Here is a 19,010-nt window from a genome sequence, read left to right as displayed (position 1 = left end):
CTAGAACTTAAAAATGAATCGCTTTGCCATCGACCGCCAGCGCTGCTTCCGCCATGGCCTCTGACAGCGTCGGGTGCGGATGGATCGCATGCGCCACTTCCCACGGGGCCGCATCGAGCACGCGGGCGAGACCGGCTTCGGAAATCAAATCGGTCACGTGCGGCCCGACCATATGGACGCCAAGCAGATCGTCCGTGTTCCGGTCGGCGATGAGTTTCACAAACCCTTCCGCCTCACCGAACACAAGCGCCTTGCCAATGGCTTTAAACGGAAATTTGCCGACCTTGACATCATAGCCTTTCGCTTTCGCCTCTTGTTCGGTTAAGCCAACTGCCGCCGCTTCCGGACGGGTGTAAATGCAGCGGGGCACCATCGTATAGTCAATCGGCGCTGGGTTGCGCCCGGCCAAATGCTCAATGGCGACAATCCCTTCATGGGCCGCAACATGGGCAAGCTGCAGGCCGCCGATGACATCACCGATTGCGTAAATGTGCGATTCTTTCGTTTGGCCGAACTCGTTTGTTTGAATATATCCCTTCTCCACAACAATTTCGGTGTTTTCGAGACCAATTCCTTCAATGTTGGCTTGCCGTCCGACGGAAACGAGCATCTTGTCAGCCGCAAACGTTTTTCGCTCGCCTTGATGCTCCGCTTGGATCGTGACGCCGTTTCCTTTCTCGAGCGTTTCCGCGAGCACCCGCGCTCCTGTGACGATGTTGACACCGCGGCGGCGGAGCAGTTTTTCCATTTCTTTTGAGACATCTTCATCTTCTGTCGGCAAAATGCGATCGGCATACTCAAGCACGGTGACCTCCACGCCGAAATCGTTGAGCATCGACGCCCATTCCATGCCGATCACACCGCCGCCGACAATCAAGATGGACGAGGGAAGCGTCTCCATTTGCAGCGCTTCATCGGACGTCATCACGAATTCGCCGTCCGGCTCGAGCCCCGGCAGCGTGCGCGGGCGCGAACCGGTGGCGATGACGACGAATTTCGGGACGAGCATTTCGTTTTCGCTGCCGTCGTTCATTTCGACCGACACCGTCCCCGGCAGCGGGGAAAAGATCGACGGGCCGAGCAGGCGGCCGATGCCGGCGTACACATCAATTTTCCCTTTTTTCATCAAATGCTGCACACCTTTATGGAGCTGGTCGACAATCGCCGCTTTGCGCGCCTGCACTTTGGCAAAATCAAGGCGCACGCCGTCGGCGATGACGCCAAACGCCTCGCCGTTTTTCGTTTGCGCGTACACTTCAGCACTGCGAAGCAGCGCTTTGGACGGAATGCAGCCGGCGTGCAGGCACGTGCCGCCGAGCTTTCCTTTTTCCACAACGGCCGTTTTCAACCCGAGCTGCGAGGCGCGAATGGCGGCCACATAGCCACCCGTTCCTCCGCCAAGAATGACGACATCGTATTCCTTTGCCATCTTGCCTTCTCCTTTCTGTCCGTTGCCGCATCAGCGCCGGGCTGGAACCGGCGAAACGGCCTCGCCTGGATACACTTTTTCCTCTTCTTCGCCGCGCAGGACGCGAAGCGCGCCTTCGGCGAGCGCCTGCAGTTCGTTTTCGCCCGGATGGACGATCACATCGGCGATCCATTGCACGCGGCGAGTGATCTGTTCGACGAACGATTTGCCATACGCCAGTCCGCCGGTCAAAATGATGGCGTCAACTTTGCCCGCCAATACAGCGCTTGCCGCACCGATTTCTTTCGCCACTTGGTACGCCATCGCCTCATACACGAGCTTGGCCTTTTCATCGCCGGCTTCGATCATGTTCTCGACTTTCACCGCATCGTTCGTGCCAAGGTACCCGACAAGTCCGCCTTGGCCGACAAGCATGCGCATCACTTCCTCGCGATAGTAGTCGCCCGAGAAGCATAGCGCTACCAAATCGCCGGCCGGCACCGTCCCGGCGCGCTCCGGACTGAACGGGCCTTCGCCGTCAAGCCCGTTGTTCACGTCAACCACCCGCCCTTGCTTATGGGCGCCGACCGTGATGCCGCCGCCCATATGGGCGACGATCAAGTTCAGTTCGTCATACCGTTTGCCGAGCTGCCTGGCGACGCGGCGCGCGACCGCTTTTTGGTTTAAGGCGTGGAAAATGCTGCGCCGCTCAATGAGCGGGAACCCGCTGATCCGGGCGATTGGATCGAGTTCGTCGACGACGACTGGGTCGACGATAAACGCCGGGATGTTTAAGGCTGAGGCGATCTCATGAGCCAAAATGCCGCCGAGATTGGAGGCGTGCTGTCCCGAATAACCGCGGCGCAAATCTTCAAGCATCGCCTCATTGACGCGGTACGTCCCGCCTTCGATCGGACGGAGAAGCCCGCCGCGGCCGCAGACGGCGCTCAACTTCGATAAATTGATCCCTTCTTCATCCAGCGCTTGCAAAATCGTTTGTTTGCGGAACTCATACTGATCCGCAATCGTTTTATATTGCCGAAGCACGTCCGCCTCGTGACGGATCGTTTTTTCGAGCAATGGCCGTTCATTTTCAAACACGCCGATCTTCGTTGAAGTCGAGCCTGGATTGATCGTTAAAATGCGAAACTTCTGCTCTTCCATCGTTGCTGTCCCTCCATCATCCGCCGGCGGGGCGGAAGGCCGCCCCGCGCCGCTATTAGCGGGCGCGGCGGCGGCTTAAAATATGATGGCCATTTTGCAAAAATTGGCTGCGCGCTTTGCGCATCGTTTCAATCCGCTCTTCCGCCATTCGGTCGGCGGCCACATACGTCGGAATGTTGTCGCGCTTGGCGATGGCAAACACTTTTTCGATGTTGTCATAAATCTGCTCGATCTTTTTCATCGCCCGTTCGCGGTTGTAGCCGTACAGCTCATCAGCGACGTTGATGACGCCGCCGGCGTTGATCACATAATCCGGTGCATAGACGATGCCCATTTCATGGATCATGTCGCCATGGCGCGGCTCTTTCAGCTGGTTGTTCGCCGATCCGGCGATTACTTTCGCTTTCAGCTGCGGAATCGTGTGGTCGTTGATGATGCCGCCGAGCGCGCATGGAGCAAAAATATCGCACTCCACGCCGTAAATGTCGTTCGGGTCAACCGCTTTCGCTCCAAATTCCTCGACCGCGCGCGCCACCGCTTCCTTGTTGATGTCGGTAACGATGAGTTTCGCTCCTTCTTCGTGCAAATGGCGGCATAAATGGTAGGCGACATTGCCGACTCCTTGGACGGCGACAACTTTTCCTTCAAGCGAATCGCTGCCAAATGCTTCCTTCGCCGCCGCTTTCATCCCACGATATACGCCGTAAGCCGTGGCCGGCGACGGGTTGCCGGATGAACCGAATTCCGGCGAAATGCCAGTCACATAGTCCGTTTCTTGGTAGATGATGTCCATATCGGCAACGGTCGTGCCGACGTCTTCCGCCGTAATGTAGCGGCCGTTCAGCCCTTGAATGAAGCGGCCGAACGCGCGGAACATCGCTTCATTTTTATCTTTGCGTGGATCGCCGATGATCACTGTTTTGCCGCCGCCCAAATTGAGGCCGGCAGCCGCGTTTTTGTACGTCATGCCGCGAGCGAGGCGCAAGGCGTCTTCAAGCGCCTCTTCTTCCGAATTGTACATCCACATGCGCGTCCCGCCGAGCGCCGGGCCGAGCGTCGTGTCATGGATAGCGATGATCGCCTTCAATCCGGATTCTTTGTCTTGGCAAAACAATACTTGTTCATAATCGTACATCTCCATATATTTAAACAGTTCCATCGAAAGAGGCCTCCTTTTGTTTATTTCGTTGCTGAACAGATGGCGAGCGCCAACGAATACAGTTTGCTTTCCGCTGAGTCGGCGCGCGACGTCAACACGATCGGCGCTTTCGCCCCGGCGATGACGGCGCCGACTTTGGCTTTTGCAAGGTAGACGAGCGACTTGTACAGCATGTTGCCGGATTCAATGTCCGGCACAAGCAAAATATCAGCCTGTCCAGCCACTTCGCTTTCAATCCGCTTATGCTTCGCCGCCGTCATGGACACCGCATTGTCTAACGCAAGCGGTCCGTCAAGCAGGCAATGTTCGATTTGACCCCGCTTTTGCATCATCGCGAGCGCTGCTGCATCGACGGTCGCCGGCATAGCCGGATTGACCGTCTCCACCGCCGCCAGCGCTGCGACTTTCGGGCGCTCGATGCCGATGGAACGCGCGATGCTGACGGCATTGTTGACAATTTGCACCTTTTGCTCGAGATCGGGGGCGATGTTCATGGCCGCGTCGGTCACGATGACCAGCCGCTCGAACTCCGGCACGTCAAACACCGCGACATGGGACAACACTTTTCCCGTGCGCAGCCCGTATTCTTTGTTCAAAACGGCTTTCAGCAAGGTCGCCGTCGGTACGTGCCCTTTCATCAAGGCATCTGCTTCATTCAAATGAACGGCGCGCACCGCCAGTTCAGCCGCTTGGGCAACCGAATTGGCGTGAACGATGTCGACATCGTCAAAACGCGCCCCTCCTTTTTCTTTCAGCAACCGTCCAATTCGCTCCCGGTCTCCGTACAGCACAAACCGGCCGAGGCGATGCTCGAGCGCCATCGCCACCGCTTCGACCACTTCTTCATCTTCCGCCGCCGCCACGGCCACCGTCCGACCTTGACATTGACTTGCTTCCTCGATCAATGTTTCCAACTTCATCGTCTGCACCAACCTTTTCTGCAAATCGTGCGGCACGGTCTTTTTATGCAAAAACCGTGCCAACTAAAAACAACTGAAAGCGCTTTAAAATAAACTGTTTTCGTAAACAGGTATGTGCAATATTTTTCGTTATACGCAAATTATTGCACGCTATTTTTGTCAAGTCCGTATTTCTCGAGTTTGTAATATAAGTTGCGCACCGAAATGCCAAGCGCCCGGGCCGCCGCTGTTTTATTGCCGCGATGGCGGCGAAGCGCCTGCTCAATCAAGCTCGCTTCGTATCGGCTCACCATTTCCTCAAGCGGCCGAATCTCCTCCTCCGTGTCCACTCGATGAGCCGGCACTGACGAAGGGGAAGCGAGCGGCGGCAAGTGCGCGGCATCGATCATCACTTCATGAAACTTCATGAAAATCATCGCCCGCCCGAGCACGTTTTCGAGCTCGCGGACATTTCCCGGCCAATCATAGGCAAGAAGCTTCGCCATCGCTTCGTCCGTGACACCTTCGACGTTGCGCCCATAATCTTGGTTCAGTTTCTGGATCAAATGCCGGCAAAGGGCTGGAATGTCTTCCTTGCGGGCGCGCAGCGGCGGAATATAAATTGGCATCCGATTGAGCCGATAGTATAAGTCTTCGCGAAAGGCGCCTTCGGCAATCGCTTTTTCAAGGTTGACGTTCGTCGCGGCGATGACGCGGACGTTGATCGGGATTGGCTTCGTCCCGCCGACGCGAACGATTTCCCGCTCCTGCAAAACGCGGAGCAGCTTCGCCTGCGTGCTGGCCGACAGCTCGCCGATTTCGTCAAGAAAAATGCTGCCGTTGTTTGCTTCCTCAAACAACCCTCTCTTGCCGCCGCGCCGCGCACCAGAAAACGCTCCTTCCTCATAGCCAAACAGTTCGCTTTCTAATAATGTTTCCGGAATGGCCGCGCAATTCACGCGGATAAACTTGTTATACTTTCGATCGCTCGCGTTGTGAATGGCGTGGGCGAACAGCTCCTTGCCTGTCCCTGATTCCCCCCGTAGCAAAATCGTCGCCGGTGTTTTCGCCGCCAGCTTCGCCTGCTCGATCGCCACCTTCATCTCCTCTGACTCACCGACAATATCCGCAAACGAATATTTCGCCTCGAGCGTGCGAATGATTTGCCGCGCCCGGTTGAGCTCAGCCGTCAGCCGCTGAATTTCTGACACATCATGAATGACGCCGACGCTTCCTTTGAGCACCCCGTCGACGATGATCGGGGCGACATTGACGATGACATCGCGGTTTTTCGGGCCGACTTTCATGCGCGCCCCGCGCACCGGGCGGCGCGTTTTTAATACTTGCATATGCATGCTTTCCCCTTCGGCGATGTCGGCGGTCGCCGGTTTGCCGATGACATCTTCCTCCGTCAGACCGGTGAGCCTTGTATACGCTGGGTTGATCAAAATGCCGTTCCCATTCTCATCGACGACGGAAATCGCCTCTTCCGACGAATAGATGATCGCTTCAAGCATCATGCGGACTTCTTTTAAGTCCGTAATTTCTTCCGCCAAAGCGACAAGCTCGGTGATGTCCTTGAATACCGCGAGCGCCCCAAACAGTTTGCCATTGTCATCGATGATCGGGATGCGGGTGGTGATCAATTTTTTTCCATTGGCCAGTTCCACTTCCTGATGAAATTCGGTCTGCCTCGTTTTCAGCACGCGCGGCAAGCCGCTTGACGGCAAGACGGATAAAATATGGCGGCCGATCACCTCGTCCTTGTCCACTTCGAGAAGCTGGGCGGCGCTTTCATTCATATCGGTAATGTAAGCATACTCATCTACAACAATCATGCCATCGTGGGACGAATGGAAGATGAGAGCCCGTCGAGCCGCCTCGCTTTTCAATTTGGCGATGAGCGCTTCTTTTTCTTCAACGAGTTCGGCCATCATCTGCGCCACTGCACTCGGGACAATATTGACCCCATCTGGCGCCAATCGGCGAATTTCCTCAAGGACATCCGCCTTGCCCGTCGTTTCAATAATCAAATCAAGCGGTTTGGCCATCCATGGACGCCAGTCGTCAGCAACGGCAATGCCCCATTTTTTCGCCAGCTGCAATCCCGGAGCGTGTTCATCTACATCCACGACTGCCACGACTTCAAACCCTGATGCCCCATGGAGCAGCTTCAAAAGCGACATTCCGCGCGAGTCAGCTCCAATGATCATCACTTTTTTCATGTCCATCCACCACACTTTATAGTATGCCAATTTTTGCAGACACTTTTATCATACTTGATTTGCTCTTTCCTTGACAAACGCCCCATAACCGCTATGATAGTCGATAAGGCCACTCTTTTCGGAAAGGAACGCGATCGCGATGGGGCGAATGATTGCGCTGTTGATTTTAGTCATCCCGGGGCTTTCGGCGGCGCTTGGCATCAAATGGATGCGCGATGCGTTGTTTGGCATCATGCAGCCGCCGTTCGCCGTCTTATGGCTGCAATTTCTTGCTGGGCTCGTGCTGTTTGCGGCCGGATTGGCGTTTCTCGGCGGGTTTTTGCTGCACCGCGACCGAAAGCGCAACAAAGTGCAGGCGCGTTTTCAACGAAAACGAAAAACGCCTTGACTCGGAATGTTGATGCCTAGTACACTGGGAAACCATTCATTTCAAGACAAACCAAAAATGCCTTAACGGTTTTCGTTAAGGCGTTTTCTCTTTCCATTGCTTCGCTTGGCGCGGGTAGTCGGTGAAGACGGCGTCAACGCCATAAGCAAACATCGTTTTCATCACATTTCGCTTATTTACCGTAAACGGGCGGACCGCCACCCCGCGCCGCCGCGCTTCGGCGGCAAATTCCGCTGTCACCGTCCGATAGTGCGGATGCACCCCGTCGGCGTTCATGGCGCGCACATACGTCCATGGGTCATACAGCGGCTCGATGTACAAAAGCGCCGTCTCGATTTCCGGTGCAAGCGTTCGGCAAAGGCGCATGCTATTATGGTTGAATGACGACAAAATCGTTCGCTTCTCAAGCCCATAGCGGCGCACGAGGGAGATCGTTTTTTGCTCAAGCGTTTCGTAGGCAATGAGGCTATTTTTCAGCTCGATGTTGGCCGCCATCCGTGTTGATGACAGCCAAGCAAGCACTTCCTCAAGATGCGGAATCGGACAATGGCCGTGCTTGCCGCTCCATTTCGCCGCTGCGTTCAATCGGCGCAGTTCGCGGTACGCGATGTCTTTCACCCAGCCGCTTCCGTCCGTCGTCCGGTCGACCGTTTCGTCATGAATGACGACCACTTCGCCGTCTTTTGTGAGCTGCACATCCAATTCAATGCCGTCCGCTCCCGCTTTTTCCGCCTCGATAAACGCCGCCATCGTATTTTCCGGGTGCGTCCCCGCCGCCCCGCGGTGGGCAAAAATCAATGTCATTCTGCCTTCTTCCTTTCGCCTTTATTCGCCGTTCAGCCAACGAGCTGGCCGAAACCGACGGTCGTTCGCTATACTAAAAGTAATACTATGAACAAACGAGGTGAGATGATGCAGCCGTTGAACATTTCGCTGGAAACAGCGCAAAAGCTGGCCAAAGCGCTCGGCGTGCCGATCGAGCAGATCATGCATATGCCGCCGCACATTTTGGTGAACAAGCTGCTGGAATTGGAGAAAAAAGAAAACGACCCGTCTTAACCGTCTGGCCCTTGGCGGTAAAGCCGCCTCTGTACACCACACCGGCGCAAGCCACGTTCTCCTTTTTTTCGTTCCAGCAAGCCGCCAAACGGCAAAAAAGACGCCCCCGATTGCGGAGCGTCTTGCCGCTTTGGCTATCATTCGTTTTCCGTTACGATGCCTTATGCTCAAGCCGGAGCTTATCGGCCACCATGGCGATGAATTCCGAGTTTGTCGGCTTTGCTTTCGAGACGCTCACTGTATAGCCGAACAGCGAGGAAATGGATTCGAGGTTGCCGCGGCTCCAAGCGACTTCGATCGCATGGCGAATGGCGCGCTCGACGCGGCTGGCGGTCGTGTTGTATTTTTTCGCGATGTCCGGATAGAGCACTTTCGTGATGGAGCCGAGCAGTTCGATGTCGTGGTACACCATCGCGATCGCTTCGCGCAAGTACAGATAGCCTTTAATATGCGCCGGGACGCCGATTTCATGGATGATGCTCGTAATGCTCGCATCCAAATTTTTCGGTTTGTTGTCGCGCGCCTGGTAGGCAGAGCCGGTTTTTCTGACCATCGGCGCCGTTTTGCCATGAATCTGCCGAATATGATGGACCAAATTCTCCATGTCGAACGGTTTTAAAATGAAGTAGGAAGCGCCGAGTTCCACTGCCTTTTTCGTGACATCCTCCTGGCCGAACGCCGTCAGCATAATGACGCTCGGCTGATGCTCACAACCTGCGCGGACTTTCTCAAGCACAGCCAACCCATCCAAGTGCGGCATAATGATGTCCAGAAGCAAAATATCCGGCCGCTTTTCCTCGAGCATATGAAGGCAGTCTTGGCCGTTATACGCCGTGCCAATCACTTCCATGTCCGGCTGACTTGAGATATATTCGTCAAGCAATGTCACCAATTCGCGGTTATCATCGGCAATGCACACCTTAATGCTCAAAACGATCGTCCTCCCCCACTTTTTCTTGCTATGTAACATTCCGCTAACGTACATTCGACAACAGCAGCAAAAAATCCTTTTATTTTTCAAAAAATAAAAATTATAACAAAAAACGAGCTCATTAGACAATATTCGTTTTCACCAGCGATGCGTTTGTCGAAAAATCTTTACACATTTCATTTTAACGGATGTTTCACCAAATATCTATGCCAAACCGGCAAAATTTTTGCCGCCTTTTTGAAAAAATTTTAACATCTTTCCGAAAGAAGTCCCCTACTTTTAAGCGAAGTGAAAGTGGGAGATGAATGGCGATCAAACATCACTCGTCATTTCACCAAATATACACAAGAATCGAATGTTGGCTGCCGGGAAAAAGCGAGCCGACTTTGTCAGCTCGCTTTCTTTTGTTTGCCGTATAGATCGATGCCTGCCTCTTGCAGCATCCACTCAATGTGGACGCCATAGCCGGATGTCGGATCGTTCACGAAAACGTGCGTCACTGCGCCGACGAGTTTTCCATCCTGAATGATCGGACTGCCGCTCATCCCTTGAACGATCCCCCCTGTTTTCTTTAACAGGCGCGGGTCCGTGACGCGAATCACTAGGCCTTTGGTCGCTGGGAATTTCTGTGGAATGGTGCTGACAATTTCCACGTCAAACTGCTCGACTTTGTCGTTTTCCACCACTGTCAATATTTTTGCCGGCCCTTCTTTCACTTGGTTCGCCAAGGCAACCGGGATCGGTTTTGTGAACGGACCGTTCGGCAGTGGCTTTGTAAGCTTTCCAAAAATGCCAAACGGGCTGTTGGTGGTGATCGTGCCGATCACTTCTTCGCCGTCGGAAAAGCGCGCTAATTTTTCACCTGGATTGCCGCTCGTCCCTTTTTCGATCGATGTGACGGTCGAGCGCATAATTTGCCCGTTTTGCACGACAATCGGCTTTTTCGTATCCATGTCCGAGATGACATGGCCAAGTGCGCCATATGTTTTGGATTTGGGGTCGTAAAATGTCATCGTCCCGATGCCGGCGGCCGAATCGCGAATGTACAGGCCGATGCGGTACACATCGTCATGCTTATCTCTCAGCGGAACGAGCTTCACCGTCATGGAGTGCTGATCGCGCAGAATTTTTAAATGAAGCGGTTTTCCCGTTTTGCCGGCCTCCTCAATGAAAGGGGAAAGGTCGCTCATGTTTTCGATTTTTTGGCCGTTAATACCGATAATGATATCGCCGACTTGAATGCCGGCTGCCTCTCCCGGCGATTTTTTCCCGTTTTCGGTTTCCACAAGATGGTAACCGACGACAAGAACACCGACGGTATTGAGCTTGACGCCGATCGATTGTCCGCCGGGAATGACTTTGAGCGTCGGCAGCACGTTGACATCCACTTGCTTGATCGGCATTCCGGCAACCTGCAATACCATCGTTTCATGTCCGCGGCGTTTCGCCTTTACAGACAGAGAACCGTTTTTTCGCTCAATATTGAGCGTTTCGGGAGCGTTTCGGTCATTGACGGCTGCTTGCACGGGAAGGGAAGCGGCAGGAAATTCAACCGCATCGCCTTCAAACAGGACAAGCTGCTTCGGAATTTGCCAATATTCCTTCATCGGTTCGGAAAAAGCGATGGCCGTCAATATACCAAGGAGAAGCACTCCTGCGATTTTTCGCGCCGTTTCTTTATTCAATGTCGTCCACTCTCCTCGCTCCCGCCTACACCATGCCAAAACGGTTACAGTTTTAATTTTGCCTGAACCGGGGAAAATATAATCGCCCTGCCGATAAAAAAGCTGCCCGGAATTGGATGGACTTGCATCCGGACAGCCGCGCGGCTTTTTGCTGATCTTTATGAAACACCGTAGTTCTCTTAAGGAAAGCGGGCGCCAAGTGAGAACAGGCAGGCGGAATCGGCCCGCTTTGAGAGGGATGCGCCTCCCCTCGACGAACAGGGGGAATAGCGGAAACAGGAATCAATGTTTCATTTTCGCCGCCAGTTCCAACAGCTCTTTGGCATGCCGTTTCGTCAATTCCGTCATCTCGACGCCGGAAATCATCCGCCCGATTTCTTTCACTTTCTCCTCCTCATTGAGCTTCCTCACGACTGTTTTCGTCCGTTCCCCATCCGTCTCTTTGGCGATCAACAAGTGCGTGTCCGCCATCGCAGCGACTTGCGGCAGATGGGAAATGCAAAGCACTTGCGACTGGCTGGCGATGCGGTAAATTTTTTCCGCCATCGCCTGGGCGACGCGTCCGCTGACACCGGTGTCGACCTCATCAAAAACAATCGACGTCACTCCTTGATGTTTGGAAAAAATCGTTTTCAACGCCAGCATAATGCGCGACAGCTCGCCGCCGGAAGCCACTTTGACGAGCGGTTTTAACGGCTCGCCGACGTTCGTCGAAATGTAAAACTCGACGATATCGATGCCATCTTCTTGGAACCTAACCGGCACGCCGTCGACCAAGGGGGCGTCAAGCGATCCTTCGCGCTTGGCAAATACGATGTCAAATTTCGTTTTGTCCATGTACAAGTCTTTCAGTTCTTGATGAATGCGCTCAATCAGGCGCCGAGCATATGTTTGCCGAACAGCGGTGACGTTTTTCGCCTCGGTGAGCAACTCGTTCGTCACCAAAGCAAGCTGCTGCTTCAGCTCATGCACATGCGTTTCGCGATTTTCGATTGTCTCGATTTCCTCGGCGATCGTCTCGGCATAGTGCAAAATATCGGCGATCGTCGCCCCGTATTTTCGTTTGAGCTGCCCGATTTCCGCGAGACGGCTTTCAATGGCATCGAGCCGTTCGGGGTCGTACTCCATCTCCTCAATTTGATCGCGCAGCTTGTACATGACTTCCTCGAGCAAATAGTAGCAGTTCAACGTCGTTTCATGCGCATCTTTGAGCGCTGCATCCATGCCTGCGACGTCATCGAGATGGCGCATCGCCTCCCCGATGGAATCAAGCCCGCGTCCCTCTCCAGAGAGAGCCTCATAGCTTTTCTGCAGCGCGGTATAAATTTTTTGAAAATTGACGATGCGAACTTTTTCCTCCATCAGCCGCTCGTCCTCGCCCGGCTCGAGCGCCGCCTGTTCGATTTCGCGCAGCTGAAACGTCAACAAATCAAGCCGGTGCGCCATTTGCTGTTCATTTTCGCTCAGCTTTTTTAATTTGTTTCCAAGCTCCTCATACCGCTTATAGACGGCGCGGTAACGGGCAAGCGCCTCTGCCGCCTCTAGGCCGCCGAACTCATCTAAAAGCGGCAGATGGCGGGACGGATCCATCAGTTCTTGATGTTCATGCTGACCGTGAATATCCACAAGCGTCGCCCCGATGTCGCGCAGCACTGCCGTCGTGACGAGCTTGCCGTTAATGCGGCAGACGCTTTTGCCGTTGGCGAAAATATCGCGGCGCAACACAATCATGCCGTCGCTGGCGTCGATGCCAACGTCTGCGCATTTTTGCCAGCACGGATGGCGGTCATCATCAAGCAAAAACAGCCCTTCGATTTCCGCCTTTTCCGCTCCAAAGCGGACAAATTCAGCGGAGCCGCGTCCGCCGATCAACAAATGAATCGCGTCGATAATGATGGATTTGCCGGCTCCCGTTTCGCCGGTTAACACCGTCAGCCCTTTGTCGAACGACAACGAGAGCGACTCGATAATGGCGAAATTTTTAATCGACAGCTCGGCGAGCATTTCACCACTCCTTGCCTGTCCGATTCATTCCACTTTTGATTATAGCACATATGTTCGGATTCGCAAACAAGGACCGCCCTGTCGTTCCGTCCTTGAACGCAGAACGGGAGCTGGGTCGGCCCCGACTAGAGCATGGACAACAGCTGGTCGGACACTTTTTCCGCATCTTTCGGCGTCCGGCAGATGATCAGGCACGTATCGTCGCCGCAAATCGTACCGACGATTTCGTTCCAATCCAAATTGTCGAGCAAGACGCCGACGGCATGGGCGTTGCCCGGCAGCGTCCGCAACACAAGCAAGTTGCCCGTTCCGTCAAGCTTCACAAACACATCAACAAGCGCCCGCTTCAGCTTTTGCAGCGGATTGAAGCGCTGGTCAGACGGAAGGCTGTACTTGTAGCGGCCGTTGGCCATCGGCACTTTGACAAGCTGCATTTCTTTAATGTCGCGCGAGACGGTCGCTTGGGTGACGTTAAAGCCAGCTTCTCTCAGCCGGTCGACAAGCTCGTCTTGCGTTTCAATGTCATGGTTCATAATGATTTCGCGAATTTTAATATGCCTTTGCCCTTTGTTCACACTGCGCCACCTCTTTGCTTGCAAAATGCCACGCTGTTGTTTCTCGCCTCTATTGGCCATTCCCCTCTGTCCTGTCGCCACGCAGATGGGCGTGCGCCTCACGTACGATATGTGCGATCGGCATCGACAGACGGTTTTCCCCTTTGCGATTTTCTCCCGAATAAACGGCGTGAAGCAAAAACTCAATGTTGCCATCGCCGCCTGTAATGGGCGAATAGGATAAGTGCAAAACATCGAATCCTTCCGCACAGGCGAATTGAATGATCGATTCGAGCACTTCCTCGTGAATGTTCGGGTTGCGAACAATTCCCTTTTTGCCGACCTTTTCCTTGCCGGCTTCAAACTGCGGCTTGACGAGCGCAATCACATCTCCGCCCGGCACCATGACCGTCTTGACGACCGGCAAAATGAGCCGCAGCGAAATAAACGAGACATCGATGACAGCTACTTCCGGCAGCCCTTTCGCAAACTGATCCGGCGTCACGTAGCGGAAGTTCGTCCGCTCCATCACAACGACGCGCTCGTCTTGACGCAGCTTCCAAGCAAGCTGGTTGTAGCCGACATCGACGGCATACGTCAGCTTCGCCCCATGCTGCAAGGCGCAGTCGGTGAAACCGCCGGTCGACGCGCCGATGTCAAGAACAATTTTATTTTCCACGCGAATATGAAACTCGCGCAACGCTTTTTCCAGTTTCAACCCACCGCGGCTGACGTACGGAAGCGGGTTGCCTTTCACCTCAAGCGGAATGTCAACCGGCACTTTTTCCCCGGGCTTATCGAGTCGAACGTCGTTTGAATAGACAAGCCCGGCCATGATCGCTCGCTTCGCCTTTTCCCGCGTTTCCGCCAACCCTCGTTCAACAAGCAGCACATCGAGCCGTTCTTTCTTTCCTTTCATATCTCAAGCCCTTTTCTGTTTTCTTGGCACCATCGTTTTGATGCGGTCGATGACATGGGTCGACGTCAGCCCGATTTCATTGAGCAGCTCGCTGACGCTTCCATGTTCGATAAAGCGGTCCGGGATGCCCATCCGTTCGATGACCGCCCCATGGTAGCCATGATCATGTGCAAACTCCAACACAGCACTGCCAAAGCCGCCTTGCAGCACCGCCTCTTCGATCGTTAAGATCGGCAGGCGGCTCTCAAGCAGTTCGTGAAGCATCGCCACGTCCATCGGTTTCAAAAAGCGAGCGTTGACGACTTTCACGAATACGCCATCTTTGGCGAGCTCCTCAGCCGCCTCAAGCGCCATCGAAATCGTCGTGCCAAACGTCAAAATCGCCGCATCGCAGCCGTCGCGCAACACTTCCCACGTGCCGATTGGGATTTCTTTCAGTTCCTCATCAAGCGGTACGCCAAGCCCGTTGCCGCGCGGGAAACGCATAGCGATGGGCCCATTGTCGTAGCGGATGGCGGTGTACACCATGTGCTGTCCTTCGTTTTCGTCTTTTGGCATCATCAACACCAAGTTCGGCACATGGCGCAAAAAGGCGATGTCAAACACCCCTTGGTGCGTTTCGCCGTCCGCCCCGACCAATCCAGCACGGTCAATGGCGAAAAAGACATTTAAGTTTTGTCGACATACATCATGGACGACTTGATCATAGGCGCGCTGCAAAAATGTCGAATAAATGGCCAAAAACGGTTTCATCCCTTGCGTCGCCAATCCAGCCGCAAGCGTTGTCGCGTGCTGCTCGGCGATGCCAACATCAAACATCCGATCGGGGAACTCGCTTGCGAACCCTTCCAGCTTCGAGCCGACCGGCATCGCCGGCGTAATCGCGACGATGCGCGGGTCGGTGCGGGCGAGCCGGCGCACGGTTTCGCTGACAAGCGCGCTCCATGACGGACCGGCCTCTTTCGTTTTGACAAAAGCGCCGGTTTCGATTTTGTACGGCCCTGTGCCGTGCCATGTGCCGACTTTGTCGTTTTCCGCCGGACTGTACCCTTTTCCCTTCTTCGTGATGACATGGACAAGCACCGGGCCTTTCATCTTCTTCGCATAGTGCAAGTTCTCAAGCAAATCCTCAAAATCATGGCCATCGACCGGGCCTAAATACGTAAACCCGAGCTCTTCGAAAAAGACGCCGGAGACAAGCAAATATTTCAAGCTGTCTTTCAGCCGCTCGGCCGTCGCCGCCAGCTTGCCCCCGACCGCTGGGATGCGCTTGAGCAGCAACTCCAGTTCATCTTTCACCCACTGGTATTTGCCGGCGGTGCGCAACCGACCGAGGATGTTGTGCAATGCGCCGACGTTCGGGGCGATCGACATTTCATTGTCGTTTAAGATGACAATCATATCCGTTTTCTCATGCCCGATATGGTTGAGCGCCTCAAGCGCCATGCCGCCGGTGAGCGCCCCGTCGCCGATGATCGGCACGATGTATTCATCCGTCCCTTTCAAATCACGGGCGATCGCCATTCCCATCGCCGCCGACAGCGATGTCGAGCTATGGCCCGTTTCCCACACGTCATGCTCGCTTTCGCTCCGTTTCGGGAACCCAGACAGCCCCTTGTATTGGCGGAGCGTGTCGAACGCGGCGGCGCGTCCGGTCAAAATTTTATGCACATATGACTGGTGTCCGACATCCCAAATGAGCTTGTCTTTTGGGCTGTCGAATTCGCGGTGGAGGGCGATCGTCAGCTCGACGACCCCTAAGTTGGGGCCGATATGTCCGCCCGTTTTCGACAACTTCTCAATTAAAAACCGCCGAATCTCGGCGCTTAACCGTTTCAGCTCAGGAATGGACATATTTTTGACAACGCGCGGATGGTCAATTTTTGTCAAGTCCAACAAAGATCACTCGCTTTCATTCTGTCGTTCTTCGAGCCGTTTCTCCTCGTACAGGTAGTATTATTATACATGATCCGGCGCGAAAAATCGACTTTTCCCGCCAACGCAGCCCGTCACCACTAGGACGCGTTTTGTGGTGTATCTATAGAACTTGCGGTGGCCGCTCGGCGGAAAACAACCAAAAAAACAAGGCCGCCTCCGCCCCGAAGGAAAGCGAACAACGGGAACAAGAGGCCGCCGCCCCGCATCAGTGGTCGCGGATCGCGACAAGCTCGCAAATGTAGGCCAGCACCGCGTCATCGATTTTGGCTTGCTGCAAATGGCGCTTCGCGGCGTCAATGTGAAACGCCAGTTTCTCTTTAGCACCGCCTAGCGAAAGAAGCGCCGGATATGTCGCCTTCTTGTTGTCGCGGTCGCTGCCGACTCGCTTGCCGATTTTTTCTTCCATTCCTTCAATGTCCAAAATATCGTCGCGAATTTGAAAGGCGAGGCCTAAATGTGCGGCGAACTCGTTAAGTTCGCGCATTTGCCGGTCATCGGCGCCGCCAAGCAGGGCGCCGGCGTGCACGCTGTATTGCAGCATTTTCCCCGTCTTATGGCGGTGGATGTATTCCAGTTCCGCAAGCGCCAGCGTTTTTCCTTCCGCCTCCATATCAGCCGCCTGTCCAGCGACCATGCCTTCCGGGCCGGCCGCCTTCGCGAGCTGCTCGATGAGCTGCAACCGGACGGAAGGCAGAACGCGGTCGTCATCAACCTCGGCGATCAATTGAAACGCATACGTAAGCAAGGCGTCCCCGGCCAAAATGGCCATCGCCTCGCCGAACACTTTATGGTTCGTCGGTTTGCCGCGCCGCAAATCATCGTTATCCATGCTTGGCAAATCATCATGAATGAGTGAGTACGTATGGATCATTTCAATGGCGCAAGCGACTGGCAGACCGATCGCCGGGTCTTTGCCAAGCGCTTGGATGGTCGCCAGCAACAAAAGCGGGCGGATTCGTTTGCCGCCGGCCTCAAGCGAGTAGGCCATCGCCTTTTTCAGCGTCTCCGGCCCACGAAGCCGCGCCATATAGGAGGAAAGCGCCGCCTCGACGGCCCGTTTTTGTTCGTTGAGAAACTGTTCAACCGAAAGCTGCGCCACCCGTCACTCCTCCTCCGGCGAAAAAGGGACAAGCTCGCCGTCTTCGCGCAGCATGTACTCCAACTGTTTCTCCACATGCTGCAATTTATCATGGCAAAGCTTGGACAGTTTCATGCCTTCTTGAAAAAAGGCGATCGCCTCCTCAAGCGGCACGTTCCCTTCCTCGAGCTTTTCGACGATTTCCTCCAGTTTTTTCATCGCTTCTTCAAACGTCATCTCTTTTTCTTCGCTCATACGTGTTTTTCCTCCACTCCCGTCACTTGACAATCGACTCGTCCGTCTTGAACTTGAATGGAAAGATGCTCGCCGATTCGAAGCTGGTTCGTTCGTTTCACGAGCTCGCCCTGCTCATTGTACACCAAGCTGTAGCCGCGCTCCATGATGCGAAGCGGACTGAGCGCCTCAAGCCGGGCCAGGTTGGAGCGAAAGCGGAACCGATGGCGCTCCACCGCAATGCGCATCGCTTTGTCCAGCGCATTGGCGGTCGCCTTTTGCCGTTCTTTCATCCGCTCAAGCTCTGCAGCAGGATGGTGCCGCCATAGTCTCATGTCAAGCTCATGCAGCCGCTGGCGATATTTGTCGACGAGCCGTTCGCGTTGGCGGCTAAGCCGCTCAAGCAGCGCATCAAGCTGCTGTTCTTTTTGTTCATAGAGCCGCTTGGGATAGCGGAATGCGTAGGATCCTTGCAGCCGGCGAAGCTGCTCTTTATCAGCGGCAAGCCGCTCTTTCATGGCGCGGATGAGCCGCCATTTCCGCTCGGCGAGCCGTCTAGAGATCTCGCCAACATGCGGCGCCGCCATCTCAGCTGCTGCCGTCGGCGTCGGCGCCCGCAAATCGGCGACAAAGTCGGCGATCGTAAAATCTGTTTCATGGCCGACAGCGGAAATAATCGGTATTTTTGAGGCGAAGATGGCGCGAGCGACGATTTCTTCATTGAACGCCCACAATTCTTCGATCGAGCCGCCGCCGCGGCCGACAATCAGCACATCAACCCCGCCGAACGCATTCGCCCGCTCGATGGCGCGCACGATGGAGGGCGCCGCCCCGTCCCCTTGAACGAGCGCTGGAAACAAAATGATTTTAGCAAGCGGATAGCGGCGGCGAATCGTCGTCATAATATCGCGCACCGCCGCTCCAGTCGGCGATGTAACAACGCCGATGCAGCGAGGGAAGGCTGGAAGCGGCTTTTTATGGACCGGAGAAAACAACCCTTCCGCCTCAAGCCGCTGCTTCAGCTGTTCGTAGGCTAAATAGAGGCTTCCGACACCTTCCGGATGCATTTCTTTGACATAAAGCTGATAGTTGCCGTTCGGTTCATAGACGGAAATTTCCCCGCGCGCGAGCACGTTCATCCCATCTTCAGGACGGAACGGCAAATGCTGGTTGTAGCCGGCGAACATGACGGCGGCAATGCGTCCTTGGCTGTCTTTCAACGTAAAATACATATGGCCGCGCGAATGCTGCTTAAAATTCGAAATCTCGCCTTTCACCCATAGATCGCGCAAATGCGGGTCGACATCGAACTTGCGTTTGATGTACTTCGTCAACGCCCCGACCGTCACATATTTCACTTCCACT

General features: G+C 54.6%; 17 protein-coding genes. 2 read left to right on the top strand and 15 right to left on the bottom strand.

All coding sequences use genetic code 11. From position 1 onward, the window contains the following. Positions 1-7: 7 nt before the first annotated feature. The 5 genes from lpdA to B9L19_RS06365 form a co-directional block, all read right to left on the bottom strand. The gene (lpdA, locus tag B9L19_RS06385) at positions 8-1,429 is read right to left on the bottom strand and encodes a dihydrolipoyl dehydrogenase (RefSeq protein ID WP_025948997.1); all 1,422 of its coding nucleotides are present in this window, start codon (positions 1,427-1,429) and stop codon (positions 8-10) included. A gap of 30 nt (positions 1,430-1,459) precedes the next feature. Then, positions 1,460-2,572 carry a butyrate kinase gene (gene buk, locus B9L19_RS06380; protein ID WP_025948996.1) on the bottom strand — a complete coding sequence of 371 codons (1,113 nt, stop codon included), beginning with the start codon at positions 2,570-2,572 and terminating at the stop codon, positions 1,460-1,462. A 55-nt stretch (positions 2,573-2,627) separates the two neighbouring features. Then, the gene (locus B9L19_RS06375; RefSeq protein ID WP_025948995.1) at positions 2,628-3,731 is read right to left on the bottom strand and encodes a leucine dehydrogenase; all 1,104 of its coding nucleotides are present in this window, start codon (positions 3,729-3,731) and stop codon (positions 2,628-2,630) included. A gap of 20 nt (positions 3,732-3,751) precedes the next feature. Further along, the gene (yqiS, locus tag B9L19_RS06370; RefSeq protein ID WP_279627613.1) at positions 3,752-4,663 is read right to left on the bottom strand and encodes a phosphate butyryltransferase; all 912 of its coding nucleotides are present in this window, start codon (positions 4,661-4,663) and stop codon (positions 3,752-3,754) included. Between the two features lie 128 nt (positions 4,664-4,791). Continuing rightward, positions 4,792-6,855 carry a sigma-54 interaction domain-containing protein gene (locus B9L19_RS06365; RefSeq protein ID WP_025948993.1) on the bottom strand — a complete coding sequence of 688 codons (2,064 nt, stop codon included), beginning with the start codon at positions 6,853-6,855 and terminating at the stop codon, positions 4,792-4,794. 139 nt (positions 6,856-6,994) lie between these two features. On the opposite strand from B9L19_RS06365, the gene B9L19_RS06360 reads away from it, so the two are divergent. Next, positions 6,995-7,243 (top strand): DUF2627 domain-containing protein, encoded by a 249-nt coding sequence (locus B9L19_RS06360; RefSeq protein ID WP_025948992.1) that lies wholly within the window; start codon positions 6,995-6,997, stop codon positions 7,241-7,243. A 75-nt stretch (positions 7,244-7,318) separates the two neighbouring features. Here the strand turns inward: B9L19_RS06360 and B9L19_RS06355 are convergent, their stop codons facing one another. After that, complete coding sequence (locus B9L19_RS06355) at positions 7,319-8,047, bottom strand: glycerophosphodiester phosphodiesterase (protein WP_025948991.1); 729 nt, start codon at positions 8,045-8,047, stop codon at positions 7,319-7,321. A gap of 108 nt (positions 8,048-8,155) precedes the next feature. Between B9L19_RS06355 and B9L19_RS06350 the strand changes: the two genes are divergently transcribed. Further along, complete coding sequence (locus B9L19_RS06350; RefSeq protein WP_075261359.1) at positions 8,156-8,302, top strand: YycC family protein; 147 nt, start codon at positions 8,156-8,158, stop codon at positions 8,300-8,302. Positions 8,303-8,453: 151 nt separating this feature from the next. On the opposite strand, the gene spo0A is transcribed toward B9L19_RS06350, so the two are convergent. The 9 genes from spo0A to xseA form a co-directional block, all read right to left on the bottom strand. Beyond that, a complete protein-coding gene (spo0A, locus tag B9L19_RS06345) occupies positions 8,454-9,272 on the bottom strand; it encodes a sporulation transcription factor Spo0A (protein WP_025038882.1) in 819 nt (272 codons plus the stop codon). A gap of 350 nt (positions 9,273-9,622) precedes the next feature. Further along, positions 9,623-10,918, bottom strand: coding sequence for a SpoIVB peptidase (gene spoIVB / locus B9L19_RS06340; protein ID WP_047752816.1), 1,296 nt, complete (start codon positions 10,916-10,918; stop codon positions 9,623-9,625). 282 nt (positions 10,919-11,200) lie between these two features. Further along, entirely contained in the window at positions 11,201-12,922 is a 1,722-nt protein-coding gene (gene recN / locus B9L19_RS06335; protein ID WP_047752815.1) for a DNA repair protein RecN, read from the bottom strand. A gap of 125 nt (positions 12,923-13,047) precedes the next feature. After that, on the bottom strand, positions 13,048-13,497 hold the full coding sequence (ahrC, locus tag B9L19_RS06330) for a transcriptional regulator AhrC/ArgR (RefSeq protein WP_011231872.1): 450 nt from the start codon (positions 13,495-13,497) through the stop codon (positions 13,048-13,050). 49 nt (positions 13,498-13,546) lie between these two features. Continuing rightward, on the bottom strand, positions 13,547-14,395 hold the full coding sequence (locus B9L19_RS06325) for a TlyA family RNA methyltransferase (protein WP_025948988.1): 849 nt from the start codon (positions 14,393-14,395) through the stop codon (positions 13,547-13,549). Between the two features lie 3 nt (positions 14,396-14,398). Continuing rightward, positions 14,399-16,291: a 1-deoxy-D-xylulose-5-phosphate synthase gene (gene dxs / locus B9L19_RS06320; RefSeq protein ID WP_047752831.1), complete on the bottom strand. Its 1,893-nt coding sequence runs from the start codon at positions 16,289-16,291 to the stop codon at positions 14,399-14,401. A gap of 247 nt (positions 16,292-16,538) precedes the next feature. Then, complete coding sequence (locus tag B9L19_RS06315; RefSeq protein ID WP_047752814.1) at positions 16,539-17,432, bottom strand: polyprenyl synthetase family protein; 894 nt, start codon at positions 17,430-17,432, stop codon at positions 16,539-16,541. A gap of 3 nt (positions 17,433-17,435) precedes the next feature. Next, positions 17,436-17,666 carry an exodeoxyribonuclease VII small subunit gene (locus tag B9L19_RS06310; RefSeq protein WP_012820585.1) on the bottom strand — a complete coding sequence of 77 codons (231 nt, stop codon included), beginning with the start codon at positions 17,664-17,666 and terminating at the stop codon, positions 17,436-17,438. Further along, positions 17,663-19,009, bottom strand: a complete 1,347-nt coding sequence (gene xseA / locus B9L19_RS06305; RefSeq protein ID WP_047752813.1) for an exodeoxyribonuclease VII large subunit — start codon at positions 19,007-19,009, stop codon at positions 17,663-17,665. The genes B9L19_RS06310 and xseA overlap by 4 nt, the downstream gene beginning before the upstream one ends. Position 19,010: the final 1 nt, after the last annotated feature.

Origin of the sequence: Geobacillus thermocatenulatus, from assembly GCF_002217655.1 — a bacterium.
Classification (GTDB): domain Bacteria; phylum Bacillota; class Bacilli; order Bacillales; family Anoxybacillaceae; genus Geobacillus; species Geobacillus thermocatenulatus.
Note: the sequence above shows the minus strand (reverse complement) of the source record. Positions and strands in the feature narration are given on the sequence as shown.

Excerpts from the sequence above, each read along its gene's own strand:
- buk (WP_025948996.1), bottom strand. The coding sequence starts at position 2,572 with ATGGAAGAGCAGAAGTTTCGCATTTTAACGATCAATCCAGGCTCGACT.
- spo0A (WP_025038882.1), bottom strand. The coding sequence starts at position 9,272 with ATGTTACATAGCAAGAAAAAGTGGGGGAGGACGATCGTTTTGAGCATT.
- B9L19_RS06310 (WP_012820585.1), bottom strand. The coding sequence starts at position 17,666 with ATGAGCGAAGAAAAAGAGATGACGTTTGAAGAAGCGATGAAAAAACTG.
- B9L19_RS06350 (WP_075261359.1), top strand. The coding sequence starts at position 8,156 with ATGCAGCCGTTGAACATTTCGCTGGAAACAGCGCAAAAGCTGGCCAAA.
- B9L19_RS06325 (WP_025948988.1), bottom strand. The coding sequence starts at position 14,395 with ATGAAAGGAAAGAAAGAACGGCTCGATGTGCTGCTTGTTGAACGAGGG.
- B9L19_RS06375 (WP_025948995.1), bottom strand. The coding sequence starts at position 3,731 with ATGGAACTGTTTAAATATATGGAGATGTACGATTATGAACAAGTATTG.
- B9L19_RS06355 (WP_025948991.1), bottom strand. The coding sequence starts at position 8,047 with ATGACATTGATTTTTGCCCACCGCGGGGCGGCGGGGACGCACCCGGAA.
- B9L19_RS06365 (WP_025948993.1), bottom strand. The coding sequence starts at position 6,855 with ATGAAAAAAGTGATGATCATTGGAGCTGACTCGCGCGGAATGTCGCTT.
- recN (WP_047752815.1), bottom strand. The coding sequence starts at position 12,922 with ATGCTCGCCGAGCTGTCGATTAAAAATTTCGCCATTATCGAGTCGCTC.
- lpdA (WP_025948997.1), bottom strand. The coding sequence starts at position 1,429 with ATGGCAAAGGAATACGATGTCGTCATTCTTGGCGGAGGAACGGGTGGC.
- B9L19_RS06360 (WP_025948992.1), top strand. The coding sequence starts at position 6,995 with ATGGGGCGAATGATTGCGCTGTTGATTTTAGTCATCCCGGGGCTTTCG.